The 19,916-nt window shown below is 57.3% G+C and carries 18 protein-coding genes; 7 read left to right on the plus strand and 11 right to left on the minus strand.

The window, feature by feature from the left end; all coding sequences use genetic code 11:
• Positions 1-64: 64 nt before the first annotated feature.
• Complete coding sequence (locus ACF8PE_RS18285) at positions 65-2,452, minus strand: glucose/quinate/shikimate family membrane-bound PQQ-dependent dehydrogenase (protein WP_032616572.1); 2,388 nt, start codon at positions 2,450-2,452, stop codon at positions 65-67.
• Between the two features lie 205 nt (positions 2,453-2,657).
• On the opposite strand from ACF8PE_RS18285, the gene hpt reads away from it, so the two are divergent.
• Positions 2,658-3,194, plus strand: coding sequence for a hypoxanthine phosphoribosyltransferase (gene hpt / locus ACF8PE_RS18290; protein ID WP_059308714.1), 537 nt, complete (start codon positions 2,658-2,660; stop codon positions 3,192-3,194).
• A 127-nt stretch (positions 3,195-3,321) separates the two neighbouring features.
• On the opposite strand, the gene can is transcribed toward hpt, so the two are convergent.
• Positions 3,322-3,984 carry a carbonate dehydratase gene (gene can, locus ACF8PE_RS18295; protein ID WP_032616574.1) on the minus strand — a complete coding sequence of 221 codons (663 nt, stop codon included), beginning with the start codon at positions 3,982-3,984 and terminating at the stop codon, positions 3,322-3,324.
• 106 nt (positions 3,985-4,090) lie between these two features.
• On the opposite strand from can, the gene ACF8PE_RS18300 reads away from it, so the two are divergent.
• From ACF8PE_RS18300 to ACF8PE_RS18315, 4 genes are all read left to right on the plus strand, one after another.
• Entirely contained in the window at positions 4,091-5,017 is a 927-nt protein-coding gene (locus tag ACF8PE_RS18300) for an ABC transporter ATP-binding protein (protein ID WP_155166336.1), read from the plus strand.
• On the plus strand, positions 5,014-5,784 hold the full coding sequence (locus ACF8PE_RS18305) for an ABC transporter permease (protein WP_032616576.1): 771 nt from the start codon (positions 5,014-5,016) through the stop codon (positions 5,782-5,784). The genes ACF8PE_RS18300 and ACF8PE_RS18305 overlap by 4 nt, the downstream gene beginning before the upstream one ends.
• Before the next feature lie 105 nt (positions 5,785-5,889).
• Entirely contained in the window at positions 5,890-6,321 is a 432-nt protein-coding gene (locus ACF8PE_RS18310) for a PTS sugar transporter subunit IIA (RefSeq protein ID WP_155166337.1), read from the plus strand.
• Between the two features lie 71 nt (positions 6,322-6,392).
• Positions 6,393-7,640 (plus strand): polysaccharide deacetylase family protein, encoded by a 1,248-nt coding sequence (locus ACF8PE_RS18315; RefSeq protein ID WP_392495149.1) that lies wholly within the window; start codon positions 6,393-6,395, stop codon positions 7,638-7,640.
• Between the two features lie 3 nt (positions 7,641-7,643).
• Here the strand turns inward: ACF8PE_RS18315 and panD are convergent, their stop codons facing one another.
• The 9 genes from panD to thpR form a co-directional block, all read right to left on the minus strand.
• Complete coding sequence (gene panD / locus ACF8PE_RS18320) at positions 7,644-8,024, minus strand: aspartate 1-decarboxylase (protein WP_032616579.1); 381 nt, start codon at positions 8,022-8,024, stop codon at positions 7,644-7,646.
• An 84-nt stretch (positions 8,025-8,108) separates the two neighbouring features.
• Positions 8,109-8,963 (minus strand): pantoate--beta-alanine ligase, encoded by an 855-nt coding sequence (gene panC / locus ACF8PE_RS18325; RefSeq protein WP_059308712.1) that lies wholly within the window; start codon positions 8,961-8,963, stop codon positions 8,109-8,111.
• Positions 8,964-8,974: 11 nt separating this feature from the next.
• Positions 8,975-9,766, minus strand: coding sequence for a 3-methyl-2-oxobutanoate hydroxymethyltransferase (gene panB / locus ACF8PE_RS18330; protein WP_059308711.1), 792 nt, complete (start codon positions 9,764-9,766; stop codon positions 8,975-8,977).
• 122 nt (positions 9,767-9,888) lie between these two features.
• Entirely contained in the window at positions 9,889-10,368 is a 480-nt protein-coding gene (gene folK / locus ACF8PE_RS18335) for a 2-amino-4-hydroxy-6-hydroxymethyldihydropteridine diphosphokinase (RefSeq protein WP_144838913.1), read from the minus strand.
• Complete coding sequence (gene pcnB / locus ACF8PE_RS18340; RefSeq protein WP_204231584.1) at positions 10,365-11,762, minus strand: polynucleotide adenylyltransferase PcnB; 1,398 nt, start codon at positions 11,760-11,762, stop codon at positions 10,365-10,367. Before pcnB ends, folK begins: the two co-directional genes overlap by 4 nt.
• Positions 11,763-11,815: 53 nt before the next feature.
• Positions 11,816-12,706 carry a tRNA glutamyl-Q(34) synthetase GluQRS gene (gluQRS, locus tag ACF8PE_RS18345; RefSeq protein WP_392495161.1) on the minus strand — a complete coding sequence of 297 codons (891 nt, stop codon included), beginning with the start codon at positions 12,704-12,706 and terminating at the stop codon, positions 11,816-11,818.
• Between the two features lie 69 nt (positions 12,707-12,775).
• Positions 12,776-13,231 (minus strand): RNA polymerase-binding protein DksA, encoded by a 456-nt coding sequence (gene dksA / locus ACF8PE_RS18350; RefSeq protein ID WP_012016093.1) that lies wholly within the window; start codon positions 13,229-13,231, stop codon positions 12,776-12,778.
• A 177-nt stretch (positions 13,232-13,408) separates the two neighbouring features.
• Positions 13,409-14,113: a DNA/RNA nuclease SfsA gene (gene sfsA / locus ACF8PE_RS18355; protein WP_392495150.1), complete on the minus strand. Its 705-nt coding sequence runs from the start codon at positions 14,111-14,113 to the stop codon at positions 13,409-13,411.
• A 12-nt stretch (positions 14,114-14,125) separates the two neighbouring features.
• Positions 14,126-14,656, minus strand: coding sequence for an RNA 2',3'-cyclic phosphodiesterase (thpR, locus tag ACF8PE_RS18360; protein ID WP_032616586.1), 531 nt, complete (start codon positions 14,654-14,656; stop codon positions 14,126-14,128).
• Between the two features lie 73 nt (positions 14,657-14,729).
• Between thpR and hrpB the strand changes: the two genes are divergently transcribed.
• Together hrpB and mrcB are read left to right on the plus strand one after the other, a co-directional pair.
• On the plus strand, positions 14,730-17,159 hold the full coding sequence (gene hrpB, locus ACF8PE_RS18365) for an ATP-dependent helicase HrpB (protein ID WP_392495151.1): 2,430 nt from the start codon (positions 14,730-14,732) through the stop codon (positions 17,157-17,159).
• 141 nt (positions 17,160-17,300) lie between these two features.
• Positions 17,301-19,826 (plus strand): bifunctional glycosyl transferase/transpeptidase, encoded by a 2,526-nt coding sequence (mrcB, locus tag ACF8PE_RS18370; protein WP_117386219.1) that lies wholly within the window; start codon positions 17,301-17,303, stop codon positions 19,824-19,826.
• Positions 19,827-19,916: the final 90 nt, after the last annotated feature.

The following is a 19,916-nucleotide window of genomic DNA, read 5'->3' on the forward strand; positions in this document are numbered from 1 at the left end:
CGGTGGCGCTAACGCCTACCGGGCCTGGATCTTTTAAACGGCAACCCTGGTTGCCGTTTTGCTTTTACTTCTCGTCAGGCAAGGCGTAGGCAACAATGTAGTCGCCCATCTTCGTACCAAACGAACCGTGACCCCCTGCGGAAATCACCACAAACTGCTTACCATTGGCCTCATAGGTCATTGGCGTGGCTTGTCCACCCGCAGGCAGACGACCCTGCCACAGTTTCTCACCGTTGCTCATGTTGTATGCGCGCAGGTAGTTATCGGCAGTCGCGCCAATGAACAGCACGTTACCGGCGGTGGAGATTGGGCCACCCAGCATCGGCATACCCATATTGAACGGCACCGGAATCGGCATCGGGAACGGCATGCTGTCCTGTGGCGTACCAATACGTTTTTTCCAGACGACCTGATTGGTCTTCAGATCCGTTGCTGCGATATAACCCCATGCAGGCTGTTTACACGGCAGGCCAAACGGAGAGAGGAATGGGTTCAGCGTCACGCCATACGGCACGCCGTACTGCGGCTGAATACCGGACTCTGTACCTGTACCCTGAGCGTCTTTAGGCTGCTCCATCGGGTTGCCTGGGCCACGTGGGATCAGCTTCGACACAAACGGCAGCGCCATCGGGTTAGCAATTGCCACCTGACGGTTTGGATCCACCGAGATACCGCCCCATTCGAACATCCCCAGGTTACCCGGGAACACCAGCGTGCCCTGCTCGGACGGTGGTGTGAAGATGCCTTCATAGCGCAGCTGATGGAACATCACGCGGCACACCAGCTGGTCAAACATGGTGGCACCCCACATGTCTGCCCCGCTGAGATCTTTCTTCGGACGGAAGCTCAGATCAGAGAACGGCTGGGTTTTAGTAACGTAATCGCCTTTCGCTGCGCCCTGCGGAACCGGTTTTTCCGGTGCCGGCACGACCAGCTGGCCGTTACGACGATCCAGTACAAAGATATTACCGGTTTTTGCCGGGGCGTAGATCACCGGTACGGTCTGGCCGTTAACGGTGATGTCAGCCAGCGTCGGCTGGGACGGCAGATCCATATCCCACAGATCGTGGTGAACGGTCTGGTAGCTCCATGCCAGTTTCCCGGTGGTGGCGTTCAGCGCCAGTACGGAGCTGGCATAACGTTCCTGTTCCGGTGTGCGGTTACCGCCCCAGATATCTGGCGTGGTCACGCCCATCGGCAGATAGACCAGGTCCAGCTTCGCGTCATAGGCGGCTGGCGCCCAGGAGTTCGGTGAGTTGAAGGTAAAGGTGTGCTCATCCGACGGGATAGAGTTTGGATCTTTCGCACCCGGGTCAAAGGCCCACAGCAGCTTACCGGTGTTAACGTCAAAACCACGGATTACACCGGAGGTTTCACGGGTAGAGAAGTTATCCGTTACCGACCCGGCGATCACGATGGTTTTATCGGTGATGATCGGCGGAGAAGTTGGCTCATACAGACCCGGAGTTTGATCCGGCATGTTGGTCTGCAGATTCAGGATACCTTTGTTGGCGAAGGTTTCGCACAGCTTGCCGGTCTCAGCGTTGAGGGCAATCAGGCGACCATCGTTCACTGGCAGCATAATGCGGCGCGGACAATCAGCAATGACTTCCGGGCTGGCATTATCGGCACGCGCTTCGTGGTAAGAGACGCCACGACAGGTTACGTGCTGGAACGAGGAGTTAGGTTTAAGCTGCGGATCGTAGTGCCATTTCTCTTTACCGGTAGCCGCATCCAGTGCAAACAGACGTTGGTGAGCGGTACAGAGATATAGCATGTTGCCGACTTTAATCGGGGTAACTTCGTTGGTCAGTTCGCCCGGATCGGTCGGCAACTTCAGATCGCCAGTACGGAATACCCAGGCCTCTTTCAGCTTGTGTACGTTATCGGCATTGATCTGCTTCAGTGGCGAGTAACGTTGGCCTTCCTGGTTACGACCGTAGGCAGGCCAGTCGCCATCTGCTACCTCAGAGATGGCTGCCGCCGGGGTAGCGTCGGCACTCAGTGTACCTTTTACTTCCTGCGGATCGTTGAAACCCGCCCAGGTCAGGATGCCACCGCTGATCAGCAGCGCCACGACCAGAGCAGTCACCGCCCCGCCGGAACGCACGAACAGTCGACGCCAGACGAAAGGCAGGATCAGCCAGATACCGAAGAAGACCAGAATATCGCTACGCGGGGTCAAGGCCCAGAAGTCGAAGCCGACCTCCCAGACGCCCCAGATCATCGTGGCAAGCAGCAGGGCGGCATAAAGCCACAGTGCCGATTGTTTACTGCGCCATAACATCAGGGCGACACCCAGCATCACTACGCCAGCAATCGGGTAGTACCAGGAACCCCCAATGGCTACCAGCCAGACTCCACCTATTAGCAGGTAAAGCCCGCATAAGGCCGCGAACAGCGCTGTTAGCTTCACGAGTAACCGTGAAGGTTGAACTTTTGTTTCCGCCATAAAAAGTACTCTTTAAGTTTGTTAATTTTTTGATAGCAATTAATTATAGGACTTAACAAGTGTGATCGGAATCACAAATCTGGCTTTTATGAACAGATGCGCCAGGCGGATCCATTTGCTGGTATACTTCAGGGCTTATGTAGCGATGCCGGACGTGAAGCCATCGGCATTGAGAAATTCGTTATAAAAACATACGGTTAGTAAAATGAAACATACTGTTGAAGTGATGATCCCGGAAGCGGAAATCAAAGCGCGTATCGCCGAACTCGGTCGTCAGATCACCGAACACTATAAAGACAGCGGCAGCGAGATGGTGTTGGTGGGTCTGTTACGCGGTTCCTTCATGTTTATGGCCGATCTCTGCCGCGAAGTGCAGGTCTCCCATGAAGTCGATTTTATGACCGCCTCCAGCTATGGCAGCGGTATGTCGACGACTCGTGATGTGAAAATCCTTAAAGACCTGGATGAAGATATTCGCGGCAAAGATGTTCTGATTGTTGAAGACATCATCGACTCCGGTAACACCCTGTCGAAGGTGCGCGAAATTCTCAGCCTGCGTGGCCCTAAATCGCTGGCGATTTGTACCCTGCTGGACAAACCGACCCGTCGTGAAGTTCAGGTTCCCGTGGAGTATGTCGGCTTCTCAATCCCGGACGAATTCGTGGTGGGTTACGGCATTGACTACGCGCAGCGCTACCGTCATCTGCCGTATATCGGCAAAGTGGTGTTGCTGGACGAGTAAACGAGTTGGGTGCGGCTTGATACCCTCACCCCAGCCCTCTCCCACAGGGAGAGGGAGCAAAGCCAAAAAACGGCAACCGGGTTGCCGTTTTGCTTTTACCTCGGCACCGCCCGGCTTTTTTGCAGGCTTACTTGTGGTTTTCGTGCTTCTGAGTCAGGTTACAGATGCCCCGACGGTAGCGCTGTTCGAGAGTTTCCCGGTTGGTAGCGGTTACTTCCAGGTCGCGCAGCAGGCCATCGTGAATACCGTACGCCCAGCCGTGGATCGTCACTTTTTGCCCGCGCTTCCAGGCGGACTGCATAATGGTGGAGTGGCCCAGGTTGTATACCTGTTCCATTACGTTCAGTTCACACAGGGTATCCAGGCGACGCTCCTGCGGCATTTGCCCCAGCAGTGAGCTATGTTTGAACCAGATATCACGAATGTGCAGCAGCCAGTTGTCGATCAGACCCAGTTCCGTGTTCTCTACCGCCGCCTGTACGCCGCCGCAGCCGTAGTGGCCGCAAATAATGATGTGTTCGACTTCCAGCACATCAACCGCATACTGCACCACGGACAGACAGTTCAGGTCGGTGTGGATCACCAGGTTGGCGACGTTACGGTGCACAAAGAGTTCACCCGGTTCGAGGCCCGTCAGACGCTCAGCCGGAACGCGGCTATCGGAACATCCAATCCACAGAAAGCGTGGCTTCTGCGCTTGAGACAGTTTCTCAAAAAATCCGGAATCTTCTTCCAGCAGCATCTTTGACCATAGTGCGTTATTGCTGATGAGTGTATCTATGTCGTTCATGGAGGTTAACGGCCTGTAACCGAGTGATTGCGTTGCGCTAATATAGGGTAACTCGACTTTTTATGAAACCACACAACGTGTGTCAGAACTATAGGTAGTCTAATTCATGGCGATTGCACTTGAGCTTGAGCAACTTAAAAAAACCTACCCGGGCGGCGTTCAGGCGCTGCGCGGGATAGATCTCAAAGTAGAAGCCGGTGATTTTTATGCGCTTCTGGGACCTAACGGGGCGGGTAAATCCACCACCATCGGCATCATCAGCTCGCTGGTGAACAAAACCTCCGGTCGGGTGAGCGTGTTTGGCTACGACCTGCAAAAAGACGTGGTGAACGCCAAGCGCCAGCTGGGGCTGGTGCCGCAGGAGTTCAACTTCAATCCGTTTGAGACCGTTCAGCAGATTGTGGTGAACCAGGCGGGTTATTACGGCGTGGAGCGTAAAGAGGCGGTTGAGCGCAGCGAAAAGTATCTCAAACAGCTCGATTTGTGGGAAAAACGCAACGAACGCGCGCGGATGCTGTCAGGCGGTATGAAGCGTCGTCTGATGATTGCCCGTGCGTTAATGCACGAACCAAAACTGCTGATCCTCGATGAACCCACCGCAGGGGTGGATATCGAACTTCGCCGCTCGATGTGGGGCTTTTTGAAGGATTTAAACGACAAAGGCACCACTATCATTCTCACTACCCACTATCTGGAAGAGGCCGAGATGCTGTGCCGTAACATCGGCATCATTCAGCACGGCGAGCTGGTGGAAAACACCTCGATGAAAAACCTGCTCTCCAAGCTGAAATCAGAAACCTTCATTCTTGATCTGGCGGCGAAAAGCGCGCTGCCGAAGCTGGAAGGCTATCAGTACCGGCTGGTTGATACGTCAACGCTGGAAGTGGAAGTTCTGCGCGAGCAGGGGATCAACAGCGTCTTTAGCCAACTGAGCCAGCAGGGTATTCAGGTATTAAGTATGCGTAACAAAGCAAACCGACTGGAAGAGCTGTTCGTCTCGCTGGTCCATGAGAAACAAGGAGATCAGGCATGATGCAGCTTTACTGGGTGGCGCTGAAAAGTATTTGGGCCAAAGAGATCAACCGCTTCATGCGCATCTGGATCCAGACGCTGGTGCCGCCGGTGATCACCATGACCCTCTACTTTATTATCTTCGGCAACCTGATTGGCTCGCGGATCGGTGAGATGCACGGCTTCACCTATATGCAGTTTATCGTGCCCGGCCTGATCATGATGGCAGTGATCACCAACGCCTACGCCAACGTGGCCTCGTCGTTCTTCAGCGCCAAGTTCCAGCGCAACATTGAAGAGCTGCTGGTGGCACCGGTGCCGACTCACGTTATCATCGCGGGCTACGTTGGCGGTGGGGTGGCGCGCGGCCTGTGCGTCGGCGTGCTGGTCACGGCGATTTCGCTGTTCTTTGTGCCGTTCCAGGTGCACTCCTGGCTCTTCGTCGGCCTGACGCTACTGCTGACAGCGGTGCTCTTCTCGCTGGCCGGTCTGCTGAATGCGGTATTCGCCAAAACCTTTGACGATATCAGCCTGATCCCGACCTTCGTCCTGACGCCGCTGACCTACCTCGGCGGGGTGTTCTACTCCCTGACGCTGTTGCCGCCATTCTGGCAGGGGCTGTCACACCTGAACCCTATCGTCTATATGATCAGCGGTTTCCGCTTTGGCTTCCTTGGCATTTCCGACGTACCGCTGGCAACCACCGTCGGCGTGCTGGTGATCTTCATCGTGGCCTTCTATCTGCTGTGCTGGAACCTGATCCAGCGCGGACGCGGCCTGCGCAGCTGATCCTCTGGCCCGGCGGCACTCTGTTGCCGGGCCGCTTTATTGACGCTTATCACCCCTGTACTTCCCTGACTCCGTTAGACTACCTCTTTCTGATGAGAGGTGACGATGCTGGGTTGGGTAATCACGTGCCATGATGAACATGCGCAGGAGATGGCGGATAAACTCGCCGTCCGGTTTGGGCCGCTGGAACAGTGCCAGGTGGTCAATTTCTGGCGCGGATTAAGCTGCAATATGCTCAGCCGAATGCTGTGCGATGCCCAGCATCGGGCCGACAGTGGTGACGGGGTGATTTTCCTGACCGATATCTCCGGCGCAGCCCCTTATCGCGCGGCGGCCCTGCTCAGCCACAAGCACGCCAACTGCGAAGTGATCTCCGGGATAAGCTATCCGCTGCTGGAGTTGATGTACCCTCTGCGGGAGACCACCGACAGCATTGGCTTTCGCGAGACCATCGTGGCCCGGGGTGCGCCGGAAGTGAGCAGCCTGTGGCATCAGCAACAGAAAAACCCACCCTTTGTCCTGCTTCACGAGCTGTAGAAATATTAATCATGGGTTTTGTTGCCGCTTTTGTTACAATGGCGTCCGATTTTCGTATTGAATAAACCCCTATGTTCTCGCGTATTTATCTCCTGTTTTTGCTGCTGGTTTCCGGCGGCGTGTATGCCAGTCTGCTCAGCCAGCCAGGACTCCCGCCGCGCTATATGCAAACCACCGAAGATGCCGCCATCTGGGCGCAGGTGGGCAACACTGTCGTCACCGTCGGCAACGTGCGTGCCGGACAAATCATTGCAGTGGTGCCGACCGCGGCGGATTACTATGAGTTCCGTTTTGGCTTTGGCACAGGCTTTATCGATAAAGGTCATCTCGGCGAAGTGCAGGGCAAACAGCGCGTGGAGGACAGCCTGGGCGATTTGAACAAGCCGCTCAGCAACCAGAACCTGATCACCTGGAAGGATACGCCGGTCTATAACGCGCCCAATGCCGGCAGCGCGCCGTTCGGCACCCTGGCAGACAATCTGCGTTACCCGATCCTCAGCAAGCTGAAGGACCGGCTCAACCAGACCTGGTATCAGATCCGCATCGCCAACCGCCTGGCCTGGGTCAGTAGCCTGGACGCTCAGGAGGATAACGGTCTGCCGGTACTGACTTATCACCATATTCTGCGGGACGAAGAGAACACCCGTTTTCGCCATACTTCAACCACCACCAGCGTGCGAGCCTTCAATAACCAGATGGCCTGGCTGCGCGATCAGGGTTACACCACCCTGACGATGTACCAGCTGGAAGGCTATGTACGTAACAAAATGAACCTGCCGGCTCGCGCGGTGGTGATCACCTTTGACGACGGCCTGAAGTCGGTCAGCCGCTACGCCTGGCCGATCCTGAAGCAGTACGGTTTTCACGCCACGGCGTTTATCATCTCCTCGCGAATCAAAGCCCATCCACTAAAGTGGGACCCCAGGTCGCTGCAGTTTATGAGCATTTCCGAGCTGCGCGAGATCCAGGATGTGTTTGACGTCCAGTCACACACCCATTTCCTGCATCGGGTGGATAACTACCGTCATCCTATCCTGCTGAGCCGCAGCTACCAGAACGTGCTGATGGATTTTAAACACTCCCGTCGCGCGCTGGCGCAATTCAACCCGCACGTGCTGTATCTCTCGTACCCGTTCGGCGGCTATAACGATAACGCGGTTAAAGCGGCCAACGACGCGGGCTTTCATCTGGCGGTGACGACGGTGAAGGGGAAGGTGAAACCGGGGGATAATCCATTCCTGCTGAAGCGCTTATACGTGCTCAGAACGGACTCGTTAGAGACGATGTCGCGGCTGATCAGTAATCAGCCGCAAGGATAACGATCAGGCGACCTGAACCGGAATCGCTTTCGCGGTACGTTTCATGTCGTTATCACCTTCAAAGTAGGCGACTTTTGGCTGCCAGCGGCGTGCTTCTTCATCGGACATCATGACAAAGCTGGCGATGATGACGATATCACCCACGTTGGCACAATGCGCTGCTGCACCGTTGACAGAGATAATTTTAGAACCACGTTCAGCCGCGATAGCATAGGTTGAGAAACGATTGCCGTTACTCACGTTCCAGATATCAATGGCTTCGTTTTCAAGAATACCCGCTGCGTCGAGAAAATCCTGGTCGATCGCGCAGGAGCCTTCATAGTGCAGATCGGCCTGCGTGACTTTCACACGGTGAAGCTTACCTTGCAGCATTTTGCGAATCATGACGTTACCTTAACTCTTTATCGTATCCCCTCCCGAAGAAGGGGCGGAGGAAAACTAATCCGTTAGCATGGTTATGCTCAGTGCTTACTGAGCCAGTTCAACTACAGTGTTGTCAATCAGGCGCGCCTGGCCGAGCCATGCGGCCACCAGGATCACCGCGCGCTTGCTGTCAGACGAGAGCGCCAGCAGGGTGTCAGCATCGCGGATCTGCACATCGTCAGCCCGAAGGCCCCGATCGTTCAGCGCCTGTTCCGCCAGAGCCACGATCTCTTCGCTGTTCAGTTCTTTGCTTTTCAGCTGGGTCGCCATGGTGCTCATCACCTGGTACAGGCCCGGGGCGATTTTACGTTGTTCGGCGGTGAGGTAACCGTTGCGCGAACTCAGCGCCAGGCCATCTTTGGCCCGTACGATCGGCACGCCAACGATCTCAATGTCGTAGCCCATGTCGGCCACCATTTTGCGGATCAGCGCCAGCTGCTGGAAATCTTTCTCACCGAAGCAGGCAATATCCGGCTGCACCAGGTTAAACAGCTTGCTGACGATGGTCGAGACGCCGCGGAAGTGACCCGGACGGCTGGCCCCTTCCAGCATGGTAGAGATACCCGGCACGTCGACAAAAGTGGTCTCTTCCGTGCCTTTCGGATAGACATCGTTCGGGGCCGGGGAGAAGACGAAATCCACCTTATGCTTTTTCAGCTTCTCGCAGTCTTCCTGCAGCGTGCGCGGGTAGCGCGCCAGGTCGTCGGCACGGTCGAACTGCATCGGGTTAACAAAAATACTCACCACCACCACATCGGCGCGGGCTTTGGCTTCGTCCACCAGCTTCATGTGGCCGTCATGCAGGTTGCCCATGGTAGGCACCAGCGCGATACGTTTACCTTCCTGGCGCAAACGGCGAATGTGCTGGCGCAGCAGCGGCAGGGTTTCAATGATTAGCACGACAAGACTCCTTACTGGAAACTGTGTTCTTCACCCGGGTAAACACCCGATTCAACGTCGGCAATATACTGCCTGACCGCGCCGCGGATGTCGCTGGCGCCGCTAAGGAAATTCTTCGCAAATTTCGGGATGTGCCCACCGGTGATGCCAAACGCATCATGCATCACCAGGATCTGGCCGTCGGTAACGTTACCGGCGCCAATGCCGATCACCGGGATCGTCAGCGCGTCGGTGATACGTTTTGCCAGTGCGACCGGCACGCACTCCAGCACCAGAAGCTGTGCTCCCGCAGCTTCGATGGCGAGCGCATCATCAAACAGTGTCTGGGCGGCGTCGCCGCGCCCCTGCACCTTATAGCCGCCAAAGATATTCACCGACTGCGGGGTTAATCCGAGATGGCCGCAGACCGGCACCGCGCGCTCGGTGAGCATGCGTACGGTCTCAACCAGCCAGGCGCCGCCTTCCACTTTGACCATATTGGCCCCGGCGCGCATCACCGTGGCGGCATTTTCAAATGCCTGCTCCGGTGTGGCATAAGCCATAAACGGCAGGTCGGCGAGCAGCAGGCAGGCGGGCGCTCCGCGGCGCACCGCCCGGGTGTGGTAAGCAATATCGTCTACCGTCACCGGCAGGGTGGAGTCATGTCCCTGGACCGTCATCCCTAACGAGTCGCCAACCAGCATGACGTTAATGCCCTCTTCGGCAAAAAGTTTGGCGAAGCTGTAGTCATAGGCGGTAATAGTGGCGAAGCGCTGCTTGTCCTGTTTGCATTTCTGCAAGGTGGCGATGGTGGTTGGTTTCATACTGTTTCCTGATAGCCCAAAGCGAATCTTTGCGCATTCTAACAGTAACATTCGAGGGAACAATGATTTTAGGTAACCGATTAACCACAAATATTTCAGGGTTAATAACTAAAAATTTCGTGTTACCAGTGGGCAGGTTTTTCGGCGTTCAACTGCGCCAGCAGGGCGCTTAAATGTTCGCCGTCGGGAAAGGTGAGGTCAGGGGCGATTTCAAACAGTGGCCAGAGCATAAAGCCGCGGCGTTTCATATCGTAATGCGGCACCGTAAGACGCTCGGTGTGGATCTGCGCATCACCAAACAGCATGATGTCTAAGTCGAGCGTGCGCGGTCCCCAGCGTTCTTCTTTACGCACGCGCCCCTGCTGCAACTCGATGCGCTGGGTGTTGTCCAGCAGCGCTTCGGCGCTGAGTGCGGTTTCCAGCGCGATGGCGGCATTCAGGTAGTCGGGCTGATCCTGCGGGCCTAGCGGGGGAGTGCGGTAAAACGAAGAGAGGGCGACGACGCGGGTGTGCGGGATGTCGCCCAACGCCAGAACGGCAGCATTCACCTGCTCCAGCGGAGAGGCCAGATTGCTGCCGATAGCGATGTACGCAAGCGTCATGCTGCGCCTTCGCGGCGTGGAGCGCGTTTGCGCGGACGACGATGGCGGCGACGCGGCGCTGGCTCTTCATCCAGCTCGCCCAGCATGTCTTTCTGCGCCGGTGGTGCAGAGACCTGGAACTCACCCCACCACTGCACCAGAAGCTGCAGTTCACGGTTGTTTTCCGCTTCGGCACGCAGGGCCATCAGATCGTAAGCTGCGCGGAATTTTGGATGCTCCATTAACTTCCAGGCACGTTTACCCTGACGGCGGGACATCCGCAGCTGAAGCTGCCAGATATCACGCACCAGCGTGGTAATACGTTTCGGGATAGCCAGCGAGCGGCAGGCTTCATCCAGCACATCGTTGGCGGCCAGCGCAAAGGCATCGTAATAGGCAAGGCCGCTTTCCTGGGCAATCTTCTGCGCGGTTTCCAGCAGCGGATACCAGAACATCGCGGCGAAGAGGAACGCCGGGTTAACGCGCATATCGTTCTGAATGCGGTTATCGGTGTTCTTCAGCACCTGATCGATGATGCGTTCCATGGCGCTATCACCTTTTTCGGTGAAGTTGCGCGTGATGGTCGGGAACAGAGGCTGGAACAGGCTGTATTCGCGCAGCAGCTGATAGGTGGCAAAACCGTGGCCCGCCTGCAGCAGCTTCAGCGACTCTTCAAACAGACGCGCCGGTGGCACATCGTTGATAAGCGTTGCCAGGCGCGGGATCGGCTCGGCGGTTTCAGGGCTGATGCGCATATCGAGCTTGGCGGCAAAGCGCACGGCGCGCAGCATACGCACCGGATCTTCACGGTAGCGCGTTTCCGGGTTGCCGATCAGGCGGATCAGACCCGCGTTCAGGTCCGGCACGCCGCCGACGAAATCGCGAACGGTAAAGTCAGCCACGCTGTAATAGAGGCTGTTGATGGTGAAATCACGACGCTGGGCATCTTCTTCGATAGAGCCAAAGATGTTGTCACGCAGCAGCATACCGTTCTGACCTTGCTGAGAGGTCGTGCGGTCTGATGGGGTGCCTTCGTGATGACCACGGAAAGTAGCGACTTCGATGATTTCTGGGCCAAACATGACGTGAGCAAGGCGGAAGCGACGACCGACCAGGCGGCAGTTACGGAATAATTTACGCACCTGCTCAGGGGTGGCGCTGGTGGTCACGTCAAAATCTTTTGGCTTTTTGCCCAGCAGTAAGTCACGCACCCCGCCACCAACAAGATAGGCCTCATAGCCGGCTTTATTCAGGCGATAAAGGACCTTCAGGGCGTTTTCACTGATATCTTTGCGGGAAATAGCATGCTGCTCGCGCGGAATAACCGACATCGTATTTTGAACAATGACGTCTTCCGCCATGCTCTCATCGCGGCTCAGCACCTTACGGCAAAAATTAGCGACTCGGGTAAAAATAGTACACCTCGGTAGTGTGTGTTTCAGAATTCAGGACAAAAAATAGCGGCTAATCATAGCTCAGCGAGACGCATTTGAGAATGCTGGATTTTCGGCACGCGGTTTAGCGACCACCGGGAGACCGCTTTTGCCAGTAATTCCTCGGTTCGCAGATCCTGCCACTCATGTGTTACATCCTGGTTTAGAAATTGTAAAGCATTGATAAGAACAGGGCGAGGATCGCCTGTCGGTAATGCCGGGGCATGATTCTGTTTCGAGAGTTTCATCCCTTTTTCATTCACCACCAACGGCAAATGGATATAGTCCGGCACCGGCCAGCCAAATAGCTGGTAGAGCGAAATCTGCCGCACGGTGGGTTCGATCAGATCGGCACCGCGAACAATTTCATTTACTCCCTGGAAATGGTCATCCACTACGACCGCCAGGTTATACGCAAACAGCCCGTCGCGCCGATGGATAATGAAATCCTCGCCCGCCAGCCGGGGATCGGCATGGAGTTCGCCCTGTAGCTGGTCGGTAAACCGGGTCACCGGGTGCTGCTGCACCACGCGCACCGCCGCGTTTTCCGGGCTGTGATGCAGGGTGCGGCAATGGCCGTCATAGACGCCGCCGACGCTCTGAATGCGCGCGCGGGTGCAGGTGCAGTAATAAGAGAGTCCCTGGGCGTGCAGCCAGGCCAGGCGTTCGCGATAGGCATCGTGACGCTGCGACTGCCACAGCACGTCGCCGTCCCAGTGCAGGCCGTAATGTTCCAGCTGACGCAAAATAGTCTCTGCTGCACCGGGAACTTCACGCGGGGGGTCAATATCTTCGATACGTACACGCCAGATACCCAGTCGGGCACGGGCTTGCAGATAACTGCCAAGTGCGGCAATGAGCGAGCCAAAATGCAGTTCGCCAGAGGGGGATGGCGCGAAGCGCCCAATATAGTCAGCAGGCATAATTACACAGCGCAGAAAGTAATCAGGCGGGAGAAGACTCCCGCCTGTGATAGCGTTATGACAGGGTCGGAATTAACCGGCCATCTGTTTTTCGCGGATTTCTGCCAGCGTTTTGCAGTCGATACACAGGTCGGCTGTTGGACGGGCTTCCAGACGACGAATGCCGATCTCGACACCGCAGGACTCGCAGAAGCCGAAATCTTCGTCTTCGACTTTTTTCAGCGTCTTTTCAATTTTCTTGATCAGTTTGCGTTCGCGGTCACGGTTACGCAGTTCAAGGCTGAACTCTTCTTCCTGGGCGGCACGGTCTACCGGGTCCGGGAAGTTAGCGGCTTCGTCCTGCATATGCGTAACGGTGCGATCGACTTCATCCCTAAGTTGATTACGCCATGCTTCAAGGATTCGCTTGAAGTGCGACAGCTGGGCTTCGTTCATATACTCTTCGCCCGGCTTCTCTTGATACGGCTCCACCCCAGCGATGGCGAGAATACTCAGGGACGATGTTTTACGGTTTTGCCCTTCTTGCATGTTGCTTCTCCTTAACACGCACTATCGATCCCCGTGTTGGGGGAAAAATCAGGCCGCTATAAATAGCAGATGCTTTTCCGTAAGGCAATTATCTAAACGTAACACTTGACAAGCCTGTGAGGAAAAGCGTATTTGCGCACACGACCAGAACACTTAATAAACAACGCTCAACCCCTTTTATAACGTGACGGGGAGAGCGGATCTCAGAGTTATATTATCGGCAGAAAGTTCCGCTTTATAAGCCAAAACCTCTACCCCCTGCTTTTGTGCCTCATTCAACAGTTGCGCGTACTTAGGGTCAATATGGCGGGCAGGTGAGAATTTTCCAATTGCGCTGTGCAATACCGCAAAAAACAGCACGGCGCGCTTGCCTTCTGCCGCCACACTAATCAACTCCCGGAGATGCTTCTGCCCTCGCAGCGTTACCGCATCCGGAAAGTAGCCATTATCCCTGTCAGCTAACGTTACTGATTTCACTTCAATATAGCACTCGGGTTGATCCTCTGCCTGCAACAGAAAGTCAATTCTGCTGTTTTCAGCACCATATTTCACTTCAGTTTTTAAGGAATTGTAGCCGCGCAGTTCAGGAATTAAATCCAGACTAATCGCCTCTTTCACCAACTGGTTGGCGCGCAGCGTATTGACACAAATATATTCTCCCCCGGCGGTTTGCGTTATTTCCCAGGTATGAGGATATTTACGTTTGATATTGGGAGAGGTGGAGTACCAGACGGTATCCCCGGGGGTCGCGCAGCCGGTCATTGCCCCGGTATTCGGGCAGTGCAGGGTGAGGGCAACGCCCTCCGGCGTTACCACGTCGGCCAAAAAACGCTTGTAGCGCTGCACCAGCGTGGCGGGTTGTAGGGCAGGGGTAAACTGCATGCAGATTCCTTGTTATTCGGTAAGCGTCCAGCGCTGGAGCGGCGTATAGCGCGTGCGCCCGCCAGCAAAACGGCTCTCGTAGAGGACAAATTCCTTCACCGGAAACGCCCAATGAAAACCCGGCGGCGGAATGGCAACCGCGTGGCTGGCATCGCGCAGCAGGGTGATATGGGGGTGAAATGGCTGCGGACTTTGATAGCAACCGCTGCGCGCCGCCTGGGCACGCAGCATATTGGCTAACTGCAATAATCCCCGCGGCGGCTGGCGCGTACCCAGCCAGACCACGCGGGAGCGCAGCCACTGTCCGGCATCGTCCAGCGTCAGGGTAAACCCCGGCTGGCGGATGCGTCCGGCCATGGCCGCCAGCGCCTGACGTTTTTCGTCGCTGACCTCCCCTAAAAACGCCAGCGTCAGGTGCAGGTTGGCCGCCGCCACCGGACGGCCTGCTTCCGGCGCGAAATGGTCGGCGCGCCAGCGCACGACCTGGCGCTGGATTGCGGCAGGCATTTCAATGGCAAAAAACAGCCTTTTCGACTCAGACATACGGGGCACTCGGTAATGAATTGTGGCGATGCTACAATGTACGCCGTCTAAAGTTAACCCTCTGGAGCCATTCGTGTCCTTGTTGCCGGTCGCCGCTGTCCTTCCTGAACTTCTCCTCGCGTTACAACACGCCCCCCAGGTTCTGCTTACTGCGCCCACCGGTGCGGGGAAATCGACGTGGCTGCCGCTGCAACTCCTGGCGCAGGGGGGAATTAACGGCAAAATTATTCTGCTCGAACCGCGCCGGATCGCCGCCCGTAATGTCGCGCAGCGGCTGGCAGATTTGTTGGGTGAAAAGCCGGGGGAGACGGTGGGTTACCGGATGCGCGCCGAAACCTGCGTGGGGGCGAATACCCGGCTGGAGGTGGTCACCGAGGGGATCCTGACCCGGATGTTGCAGCACGATCCCGAGCTGACCGGCGTGGGGCTGGTGATCCTCGATGAGTTCCACGAGCGCAGCCTGCAGGCGGATCTGGCCCTGGCGCTGCTGCTGGATGTCCAGCAGGGGCTGCGTGAAGATCTCAAACTGCTTATCATGTCCGCGACCCTGGATAACGATCGGCTCCAGCGTCTGCTGCCTGAGGCGCCGACCCTCGTTTCTGAAGGGCGCACCTTTCCCGTTGAGCGACGCTATCAGTCGCTACCGGCGCAGCTGCGTTTCGACGAAGCGGTGGCGGTGGCGACCGCCGAGCTGCTGCGTCAGGAGCCTGGCTCGCTGCTGCTCTTTTTACCGGGCGTTAGCGAGATCCAGCGCGTGCAGGAGCAGCTCGCCCGTCGTGTAGACAGTGACGTGGTGCTCTGTCCGCTGTATGGCGCGCTATCGCTGACCGAGCAGCGTAAGGCGATCCTGCCCGCCCCGGCCGGACAGCGCAAAGTGGTGCTGGCGACCAACATTGCGGAAACCAGTCTGACTATTGAAGGCATCCGGCTGGTGGTGGATTCGGCCCAGGAGCGGGTAGCGAATTTCGATCCGCGCACCGGCCTTACCCGGCTGGTGACCCAGCGCGTCAGCCAGGCGTCGATGACCCAACGCGCCGGGCGTGCCGGGCGACTGGAACCGGGCATCTGCCTGCACCTGACGCCGTTCGAGCAGGCCGAGCGCGCGGCAGCCCAGGGCACGCCGGAAATTTTGCAAAGCGATCTCAGCGGGTTGCTGATGGAGTTGCTGCAGTGGGGTTGCCGGGATCCGGCGCAGTTGAGCTGGCTGGATCTGCCGCCTGCGACTAACCTTGCTGCGGCCCGCCGCCTGTTAACCCAGCTTGGGGCGCTGGCGGGGGAGCAACTTACCGCTCACGGGCAGAAGATGGCGAAGCTCGGTAGCGATCCGCGGCTGGCGGCGATGCTGGCCAGCGCCGTGGGTGAAGACGAAATTGCGACGGCGGCAAAACTGGCGGCTATCCTTGAACAGCCGCCGCGAGGCAGCAACAGCGATCTGGCCCAGGCGTTCTCACGCAATCAGCCGGAGTGGCAGCAGCGCGCCCGGCAGTTAAATGCGCGCCTCAACAACCGCGGCGGCACCCCGGACAGCGACCACGTCCCCGCGCTGCTGGCAAAAGCGTTTCCCGACCGGATTGCCCGCCGTCGCGGGCTTGATGGCCGCTACCAGCTGGCGAACGGCATGGGGGCCATGCTGCAGAGCGATGACGCCATGACCCGTCACGAGTGGTTGATTGCGCCGTCACTGCTGCAGGGCAGCCAGTCGCCGGACGCCCGCATTTTGTTGGGCTTAGCCGTGGATATTGATGCCCTGATAACTTCGTCCCCTGGCCTGGTGACGCAGTCTGATACCGTCGAGTGGGATGATGCCCAGGGTACGCTGAAGGCTTTTCGCCGGGCGCAGATTGGCCGCCTGACGGTGAACGTGAAGCCGTTGGCGAAGCCGTCGGAAGAGGAGTTGCATCAGGCGATGCTCAACGGCATCCGTGATAAAGGGCTAAGCGTGCTGAACTGGACCCCGGAGGCGGAGCAGTACCGGATCCGCCTGCACTGCGCGGCGCAGTGGCTGCCGGAATTTGACTGGCCCGCAGTAGATGAAGCGTCGCTGCTGGCCAATCTTGAAAACTGGTTACTGCCGCAAATGCATGGCGTACACTCCCTGCGCGCGTTGAAAGCGCTGGATGTTAAGGTGGCGTTACAGAACTTAACCGACTGGTCGTTACGTCAGCGTCTGGATACTGAGCTTCCGGGGCATTACACTGTGCCGACCGGCAGCCGGATAGCCATTCGTTATCATGAAGATAATCCACCGGCGCTGGCGGTACGGATGCAGGAGATGTTTGGCGAGGCGACCACGCCTGCCATTGCGCAGGGTCGTGTGCCGCTGGTGCTGGAGCTGTTGTCACCGGCCCAGCGCCCGCTGCAGATCACTCGCGATCTGGGGGCTTTCTGGGCTGGAAGCTACCGCGAGGTGCAAAAAGAGATGAAAGGACGCTATCCGAAGCATGTCTGGCCGGACGATCCGGCGAATACCGCGCCAACCCGGCGCACGAAAAAGTATTCGTAACGGCGCGGGTGCGCGCTAAGGCCTTCATCCCGGCCTTCTCCTGCAAGGAGAGGGCGTAAATTTTGAGAGATTTCTTCTTCCTCCATCAGGGGGAAGAACTGAGAATCGGGCCCTTGCGCCTGATAGTTGCGGAGAGAGAGCATGGCGGGGAATGACCGCGAGCCAATAGGACGTAAAGGAAAACCTTCGCGTCCGGCGAAAGAAAAAGCAGGCCGTCGTCGCCTCAGTGATGAGGAGTATGACGACGTTGATAATGAGTATGAGGATGAGGCGCCCGTGCCACGTAAAGGAAAAGGCAAAAAAGGTAAACCTCGCGGCAAACGCGGCTGGTTCTGGCTGCTGCTGAAGCTATTTATTGTTTTCATCGTTCTGCTGGCGATCTACGGCGTCTATCTGGACCAGAAGATCCGTAGCCGTATCGACGGTAAAGTCTGGCAGCTGCCAGCGGCGGTGTATGGCCGGATGGTCAACCTCGAGCCGGAAATGACCATCAGCAAGAACGAGATGGTCAAGCTGCTGGAGGCCACCCAGTACCGCCAGGTGACGAAGATGACGCGTCCCGGCGAGTTTACGGTGCAGGCGAAAAGCATCGAGATGATCCGCCGTCCGTTTGACTTCCCGGACAGCAAAGAGGGGCAGGTGCGCGCGCGTCTGACCTTCGATGGCGATCATATCGACACCATCGAGAACATGGACAACAACCGTCAGTTCGGTTTCTTCCGTCTCGATCCGCGACTGATCACCATGCTCTCCTCGCCAAACGGCGAGCAGCGTCTGTTTGTCGCGCGTAACGGTTTCCCGGATCTGCTGGTGGATACCCTGCTGGCGACCGAAGACCGTCACTTCTATGAACATGATGGTGTCAGCCTGTACTCCATTGGCCGTGCGGTGCTGGCGAACCTGACTGCCGGACGGACGGTGCAGGGGGCAAGTACCCTGACCCAGCAGCTGGTGAAAAACCTGTTCCTCTCCAGCGAACGCTCCTACTGGCGTAAGGCCAACGAAGCGTACATGGCGGTGCTGATGGATGCCCGCTACAGCAAAGATCGCATTCTTGAGCTGTATATGAACGAGGTTTACCTCGGTCAGAGCGGCGATAATGAAATCCGCGGCTTCCCGCTGGCGAGCCTCTACTACTTTGGTCGTCCGGTGGAAGAGCTGAGCCTCGACCAACAGGCACTGCTGGTGGGGATGGTGAAAGGGGCGTCGATCTACAACCCGTGGCGTAACCCGAAACTGGCGCTGGAGCGTCGTAACCTGGTGCTGCGTCTGCTGCAACAGCAGCAGGTGATCGACCAGGAGCTGTACGACATGCTCAGCGCGCGTCCGTTAGGCGTCCAGCCGCGCGGCGGCGTGATCTCCCCGCAGCCTGCCTTTATGCAGATGGTGCGTCAGGAGCTACAAACCAAGCTGGGCGACAAAGTTAAAGATCTCTCCGGCGTGAAGATCTTCACCACCTTTGACTCAGTGGCGCAGGACGCTGCAGAGAAAGCGGCGGTGGAAGGCATTCCGGCGCTGAAAAAGCAGCGTAAGCTGAGCGATCTGGAAACCGCGATGGTGGTGGTCGATCGTACCACCGGTGAAGTGCGGGCCATGGTCGGTGGGGCAGAGCCGCAGTTTGCGGGCTACAACCGCGCGATGCAGGCACGCCGTTCGATCGGCTCCCTGGCAAAACCGGCGACCTATCTCACCGCGTTAAGCCAGCCGAACCAGTATCGTCTGAACACCTGGATTGCCGATGCTCCGATTGCCCTGCGCCAGCCAAACGGACAGGTGTGGTCGCCGCAGAACGACGACAAACAGTACAGCGGCCAGGTCATGCTGGTGGATGCCCTGACGCGTTCCATGAACGTGCCGACGGTCAACCTCGGGATGGCGCTGGGTCTGCCAGCCGTTACCGATACCTGGCTGAAGCTGGGTGTGCCGAAAGATCAGCTGCATCCGGTTCCGGCCATGCTGTTAGGGGCGTTGAACCTGACGCCGATCGAAGTGGCGCAGGCGTTCCAGACCATCGCCAGCGGCGGTAACCGTGCACCGCTCTCTGCGCTGCGTTCGGTGATTGCCGAAGATGGCACCCCGCTGTACCAGAGCTTCCCGCAGGCTGAGCGTGCCGTACCGGCGCAGGCCGCGTATATGACGCTGTGGACCATGCAGCAGGTAGTGCAGCGCGGGACCGGTCGCCAGCTTGGCGCGAAGTATCCGGGTCTGCATCTGGCGGGTAAAACCGGGACCACCAACAACAACGTCGATACCTGGTTTGCGGGCATCGACGGGCGTGAAGTGGTGATCACCTGGGTAGGACGCGACAACAACCAGCCGACGAAACTGTATGGTGCCAGCGGGGCGATGTCGATTTACCAGCGCTATCTGGCTAACCAGTCGCCGGTTCCGTTAACCCTGACGCCACCGGAAGATATCGTGAACATGGGCGTGGATGAGTCGGGTAACTTCGTGTGTGGTGGCGGAATGCGTAGCGTTCCGGTCTGGACCGCGAACCCGGACTCCCTGTGCCAGGCGCCAGTACCGGAGCCGACGGGCAACCCGTTTGAGCAGTCTTCTCCTCAGCAGCCGCAGCAGCAGCAGCAACAACAGCCGCAGCAGCAGAATGAGAAGAAAGACAGCGACGGTGTCGCAGGCTGGATCAAGGATATGTTCGGCGGTAATTAATCATCAGTCCCTCTCCTGCGGGAGAGGGACTTTTCACCTCAATTCAACATCCCTTCAACAGTAAAACCCCTCGTTTATTAACCCTGCATT

This window comes from Leclercia sp. GLN_9 (genome assembly GCF_043105735.1).
Taxonomy (GTDB): Bacteria; Pseudomonadota; Gammaproteobacteria; order Enterobacterales; family Enterobacteriaceae; genus Enterobacter; species Enterobacter adecarboxylatus.